Genomic DNA, 5,331 nt, shown 5'->3' on the forward strand with positions numbered 1-5,331 from the left:
TTTAGGAAGGCCAGGGAAGTTAACCCCAAGAACAATAGGGCTTATTTTGAGCTGGGGTGGATCTTTCAAAACCAAAGCAGGCATTTGGAAACCGAGTTTTTGTTCAGCAAGGCCATCGAAGGCGATCCCCAAAACGCCTGGTTATATGTCGGCCTGGGGCAGTCTTGCCGGGAGCAGGGCAGATTTTCCGAAGCCGAGGCGGCATTTAAGAAAGCCCTGGAATTGGATCCCCGAAATGATTGGGCGCGCGGAATATTAAAAGTGTTGTATATCGAAATGGGAGATATGAGACTTGCCCGGGGATGCGAGCAGCAGGCCAAGGGATTAAGGAAATCTTATTATCCTCGGGTTGTGATCGATAATTACCGCAAACTCAAAACGGTGTTGGATGAGCGGGGGATAGTGTATGTCTGTATGCAATATCCCCTGCGCAGTATAGAGCCGTTAAAGGAGATCTTCCGCGGCGAGGCCGGGGATATCATTTTCGTGGATAATCAAAAAGTCTTCCGGGAAGCCCTGGAGCGCAGGGGCTATAATGAATATTTCACGGATATGGTCGGCGGCGACTTCGGCCATTGCACCCCAAAGGGCAACAGGCTTTTGGCGGAGAATATCGCGGATGTCATATTGGAGAAGGTGTTTGCGGTAAAAATAAAATATGCTGAATAGACCGCGGTGGCCGGGGATTGTATCCGGATTGTTTTTATGCCTGATCCTGCTTGAGCTGGGACTGCGGTTGGCGGTATCCGTATCCTTATACCTACAGGAGCGCGGGAACAGGGGCGTCATACTGCAAAAAGGGACATACCGCATTTTGTGCGTGGGGGACTCCATCACTGCAAAGGGGGGGATGTATTCTTATCCCAGTCAGCTCCAGGACATCCTGAATCAGCGCGGCACCGGCGTGAAATTCAGCGTGATTAACGGCGGAGTCTTCGGGATACATACATCGACCGTATTAGACAGCCTTGAATCCAGCCTCGATGCGCACCTTCCGGATATGGTCATCAGCATGATGGGCGACGGCGGTTCGGGGGCGTATATGTTTCACGAGCCTGTTTTTGATTTGAGGGGCGTGAATTTCTTCAGATCGTTCATGGTCTATAAATCAGCCAGGGCCGTTTGGTCGCGTGTCGCGCGCAAACCGGAAGATCCGGGCCTTGGTAAGATGCGGAAAAATGCCGCAAGATCAGGATCTTTTGGGAAAGACGGCCATAGCAATGGCTGGAAGGATGCCGGGATAAGGCGGTTTTATCAGGGGCAGGAGAAAGGCAGGGCTGATTTTGAGCTCGGCTTGGTCTATGCGCGTCAAGGTAAATTCATTGAGGCCGGGGGGTTATTCGAGAAAGCGATATTACTAAACCCCTTGAATGACAGGGCATATGTTGAATTGGGATGGATCTACCGGGTTCAGGAAAAATCATCCGAGGCAGAGGCGGCATTCAGGCAAGCGGTAAAGCTTAACCCTAAAAATCTTTGGCCATATGTCGAACAGGGTCAATTCGCCCAAGCCGAGGCGTCGTTCAGGAAAGCCATAAAGCTGGATCCCCGAAATGTCTGGTTATATATCGGCCTGGGATGGATCTATCTCGATCAGGGGAAATTCCCCGAGGCTGAAACCGCATTCAAGAAAGCCAAAGACGTCAATCCGCAGAACAATTGGCTGGATATCGGTTTAGGGCTGATCTATCTGAAACAGGATAAATCCGACGAAGCTGAGGCGTTATTCAAAAAAGCCGGAGAAGCCGATCCTCAAAACGATTGGTCGTATATCGGGCTTGGCTGGATTTATCAAACCCGGGGGGAATTCTTTGAGGCGGAAGCGGCGATCAGGAAGGCCATAAAAATAAACCCTAAGAATAACAGGGCTTATTTTGAACTCGGATGCGTTTATCAAAATCAGGCCAGGCTTTCGGAGGCGGAGGCGTTATTTAAGAAAGCAATAGACGTTAACCCCCAGGATAGCTGCCCATATCTTAAACTTGGATGGCTCTACCACGGTCAGGGCCGATATTCTGAGGCTGAGGTTTCATTCAAGAAGGCCATAGCGCTTAATCCCCGGAACGACCTGGCGTATCGGACGCTAAAGGTGTTATATTCGGAAATGGGCAACGCGAAGCTGGCTCGGGAATATGACAGAAAGGCCAATGAATTGCGGCCGTATTATTATCCGCGGGAGGTGATCGATAATTACCGTAAGCTTAAAGCGGTTTTGGACAGGCGGGGCATAGCCTGCGTCTGTATGCAGTATCCCCTGCGCAGTATAGAGCCGTTAAAGGAGATATTCCGGGGCGATGAGTACGGTATTATATTCGTGGATAATCAGGCGGTTTTTCAGAAAGCTTTAGAGAAAAGCTCCCATACGGAATATTTCACGGATATGGTCGGCGGCGATTTCGGCCATTGCACCCCAAAAGGCAACAGGCTTTTGGCGGAGAATATAGCGGATGCCGTATTGGAGAAGGTGTCCGGGGAATATTAAGTTATGAAAAAAATATCAGTACTCCGGGGAATGGCCGCGCGAATACCGAAGTTTATATGCGAATTGCTTTTGTTCTTGATCTTATTTGAACTGGGGTTGCGGCTGGCGGGATTTACGGTCTTATCATGGCAGGAGCGCCGGAACAAGGCATCTATCCGGCAAAAAGGCACATACCGTATTATGTGTATCGGGGAGTCGTCCACCGCTTTCGGCGGCATATATTCTTACCCCAGCCAGCTCCAGGATATCCTGAATCAGCGCAAGATCGGGGTGAAATTCAGCGTAATAAACAAGGGCGTCCCCGGAACAAATACAGCGGCCATATTAGGCAGTCTTGAATCCGATATCTCCGCGTACCGGCCGGATATGGTCATCAGCATGATGGGGATCAATGAGATGGGATCTTATATGCTTTACCAGGCGGTTTCCGGCTCTAAGGCGATAAATTTTTTCAGATCTTTAAGGATCTATAAATTAGCCCGGCTTTTTTGGTTGCATATGGTAACCCCAAGATCAGAGCCTTTATTTGCCCAAAGCCGGTCGCGACAGGTTTACGCGCAATTCCGGGACAGGCATCCCGGTAAAGAGTTGTCAAAATTAAATAAAGCAATAGAGCTGAACCCCGCAGACGACAAGGTTTATTTTGAGCTTGGGCGGTTTTATGAGCGTCAAGGCGAATTCCTTGAGGCTGAGAACATATTCAGGAAAGCCATAGACATCAACCCCAAAAATTACCGGGCGTATCTTGAACTGGGATGGATCTTTCGGGTTCAGGGCAGATCTCCCCAGGCTGAGGCGTTATTCAAGAAAGCCAAGGAGATCGATCCCGAAAACTATTGTCCGTATGTTGAGCGGGGCAGGTTCTCCGAGGGTGAGGCGGCGTTAAAGAAAGCCATAGCACTTGATCCGGAGAACGATTGGTTATATATCGGCCTGGGATGGATCTATTCCGACCAGGGGAAATTATCAAAGGCGGAGGCCGCGTTTAAGAGAGGCATAAGGATTAATCCCAAGAATCATTGGCTATATCTTGAACTGGGCAATATTTATCAGGCGCAGGATAAATTCTCCGAGGCGGAAGCGTTATTCAAGAAAGTTATGGGGCTCGACCCGGGAAACAATAACGCCTGTTTTGGGCTGGGAACGGGTTATGCCCGTCAAGGCCGGTATTTTGAGGCGGAGGCTGCGTTCAAGAAAGCCGCAGAACTCAATCCCCGAAACGACAGGCCATATGTCCATCTGGGGCGGTTTTATCTGGAACAAGGCCGGTTTCCCGAGGCTAACGCGTCGTTCAAGGATGCCCTGGAACGCGATCCCAAAAACTACGATGCGTATGTCGGTTTAGGGCAGTCTTACCTTGATCAGCATAAACCCGGGGAGGCGGAGGATGCCTTTATGAAAGCGTTGGAATTAGATCCGGGCGGCTATTGGTCACATCTCGGGCTGGGCTTGGTTTTTCAGGATCAGGGCAGGCCCTTTGAGGCTGAAGCGGCATTTAAGAAAGCCATAGACGCCGATCCCCGGGACATCTGGGCATATCTTAAGTTGGGGGAGTTTTACCGGGACCAAGGCAAATTATCCGAGGCTGAGGCGGCGTTAAAGAAGGCCGTGGAAGTGAACCCCCGCAACGACTGGGCTTGCAGGATGCTAAAGGCATTATACGCGGAAACGGGTAATGCCAGTGCCCGGCTTGAATATGAAAAGAAGACCCAAGAATTAAAAACAGACTATTATCCTCCCGGTGTGATCAACAATTATCATAGGCTAAAGTCGGTTCTGGATGAAAGAGGCATAGTGTATGTCTGCGCGCAGTATCCTATGCGCAGCGTCGAGCCGTTGAAGAGGATATTCCGGGATAACGCGGCTGGGATTATTTTCGCCGATAACGAGGAACCGTTCAAGGCCGCGCTTCAGAAATCCGGCTGCAGGGAGTATTTTTCCGATATGAGCAACGGCGACTTCGGCCATTGCACGCCTAAAGGCAACAGGCTGTTGGCGGAGAGCATCGCGAATGTCATATTGGGCAGGGTTTTTTCGCTAAAAAACGTCAACAATAAACTGTAAAGACATGGTAAAAATTCCGGCATTGCGGGTAATGATCGCGAGAACGTTTACGGTCATATTCGGTTTGTTTTTATCTTTTATCCTGGTCGAGGCGGGATTGCGGCTGGCGGGATACGCGTCTTTGTCCTTACAGGAGCGCAGAAACAGGGTTTCCGCCCGGCAAAAATGGACGTATCGTATCCTCTGCGTAGGGGAATCCACCACTTTTGTGGGTGGGGTCTGCTCGTACCCCGCGCAACTGCGCTGGATCCTTAATCAGCGCGGGATCGGGGTGAAATTCAGCGTGATCAACAAAGGCGTTCCGGGGATAAATACTTCAGGCATATTGGGCGACTTAGAATTCAATATCGAAAAGTATGCCCCGGATATGGTTATCAGCATGATGGGGATCAATGACCGGGGAGCGCATATGCTTTACGAACCCGGGTCAGGTTCGCGGGTCAGGGATTTTCTGGGGTCTTTCCGGGCCTGTAAATTGATCAGGCTGCTTTGGCTGCGGATTATTCCCGCGCGATCCGGGGATCCACTCATTGATCGCAGTCTGCCTGAACAGGGTTACGTGGAAGGCCAGGACGCCCCTTACAGCAAAGAATTGTCGAAATTGGAACAAGCCATTCAGCTTCTTCCTCGCAGCGAGTGGCCGTATGTGGAAATAGGTTCGCTCTACCGGGTCCAGGGCAAGATATTTGAGGCCGAGGCATTATTAAATACAGCCGTAGAACTCAACCCTGAGAATTACTGGGCGTATGCTGAACTGGGATGGATTTACCGTGATAATGGCAGGG

At 50.4% G+C, this 5,331-nt stretch carries 4 protein-coding genes; all 4 read left to right on the forward strand.

What is annotated here, in order from left to right; translation table 11 throughout:
* Nucleotides 1-669: tetratricopeptide repeat protein (locus M0R35_07600; protein MCK9595521.1), on the forward strand; the 669-nt coding region annotated here is incomplete at its 5' end.
* Nucleotides 659-2,482 (forward strand): tetratricopeptide repeat protein, encoded by a 1,824-nt coding sequence (locus M0R35_07605; protein MCK9595522.1) that lies wholly within the window; start codon nucleotides 659-661, stop codon nucleotides 2,480-2,482. The genes M0R35_07600 and M0R35_07605, both read left to right, overlap by 11 nt.
* A 3-nt stretch (nucleotides 2,483-2,485) precedes the next feature.
* Nucleotides 2,486-4,546: a tetratricopeptide repeat protein gene (locus M0R35_07610; GenBank protein MCK9595523.1), complete on the forward strand. Its 2,061-nt coding sequence runs from the start codon at nucleotides 2,486-2,488 to the stop codon at nucleotides 4,544-4,546.
* A 31-nt stretch (nucleotides 4,547-4,577) separates the two neighbouring features.
* The coding region (locus tag M0R35_07615) for a hypothetical protein (protein ID MCK9595524.1) at nucleotides 4,578-5,331 on the forward strand (754 nt) is incomplete at its 3' end.

This window comes from Candidatus Omnitrophota bacterium (assembly GCA_023227985.1).
In the GTDB taxonomy this organism is placed as follows: domain Bacteria; phylum Omnitrophota; class Gorgyraeia; order Gygaellales; family Profunditerraquicolaceae; genus JALOCB01.

Excerpts from the sequence above, each read along its gene's own strand:
- M0R35_07605 (MCK9595522.1), top strand. The coding sequence starts at position 659 with ATGCTGAATAGACCGCGGTGGCCGGGGATTGTATCCGGATTGTTTTTA.
- M0R35_07610 (MCK9595523.1), top strand. The coding sequence starts at position 2,486 with ATGAAAAAAATATCAGTACTCCGGGGAATGGCCGCGCGAATACCGAAG.